Below are 1,160 nucleotides of genomic sequence, written 5' to 3' on the forward strand. Positions count from 1 at the left end.
ACCGGCCCTGGTGGCGTGGGCAAGACCCGGTTGCTGACGGCTCTGCACGCGGCACTGCCCGAGGACCTGGTGCGTGCCTACGTCGACCTCGGCTCGTCGGTTGCAGCCGAGGAAGGCGACGTGGTGGAAGCGATCGGACGCGTCCTCGACCTCGGACCGGATGGCCCCGACCCGCTCGGCTCCCTCGCAGTGGCCATCGGCGCCCGCCGGCTGCTCCTGGTCGTCGACGAGGCCGAGCGCAGCGCGTCTGCAGTCGCCACGGCCGTCGCGCTGCTGGTGGCACGGTGTCCCGCGCTAGTGGTCGTCGCCGCCTCGCGCACGGCCCTGCCGATCGCCGGCGCGACGACGGTCCCAGTGGAGCCGCTCCCGACGGCCGAGGCGGCGGAACTGCTGATCGACCGGCTGCAGGACGGGGCACCGGACCTCGACCTCCGCGACGACCTGCCAAGGGCGGGGCGACTCGTCGACCGAGTCGACTGCCTCCCCCTCGCCCTCGAGCTGCTGGCGGGATACGCCCGGGCGCACTCGGTCGAGGACCTCGAGTCGTTGCTGGAGACACCGCTCGATCTCGCCACCGGTGAGGCCGGCCGACCCGAACGCCACCGGTCGCTGCGCGAGACCGTGCTGTGGAGTGTCGACCGACTGCCGGCGGGGCACCGCGAGGTGCTGCGACGGCTCGGCGTCTTCGCCGGGTCGTTCGACCTCGCGGCCGCGACGGCGGTGGTCGGGCCGGCGTTCTCCGAAGTCGCCGAGACCACGCGCTCACTGGCACGTGACGGCCTGGACCAGGTGCAGCGCGCCCCCGAAGGCCTGCGGTTCCGGTTGCTGACGACTGTGCGCGACCTCGCACTCGACGGCCTCCGCGAGCACGACGAGCACGCTGCGGCGGCCGCACGGCACCGTCGCTGGTACGCCGACCGGTGGCGCGGGTCGCTTCGCAGCGACCGTCTCCTCCAGGACGTCCGCGACCACCAGGCCGACTACCTCGCGGCTCTGCGTAGCGCTGTCGACCAGCGCGACGCCTCCACCCTGGGCGCCCTCACGATCACCCTCGGGCGGCTCTGGATCTTCGGTGACCGGCTGACGACCGGCTCCGCGTGGTTTGCCGCGGCGCTCGACCTCGACGTGATGCCGCCGGTCGACGCCGCGAAGGTGAGGGT

1 protein-coding gene is annotated in these 1,160 nt (G+C 73.5%); it reads left to right on the forward strand.

Going from position 1 to position 1,160, the window contains the following annotated elements; genetic code table 11:
* Nucleotides 1-15 precede the first annotated feature (15 nt).
* The coding region (locus U1703_RS18830) for an ATP-binding protein (protein ID WP_332786971.1) at nucleotides 16-1,160 on the forward strand (1,145 nt) is incomplete at its 3' end.

This window comes from Sphingomonas flavida (genome assembly GCF_036663655.1).
Classification (GTDB): Bacteria; Pseudomonadota; Alphaproteobacteria; order Sphingomonadales; family Sphingomonadaceae; genus Sphingomonas.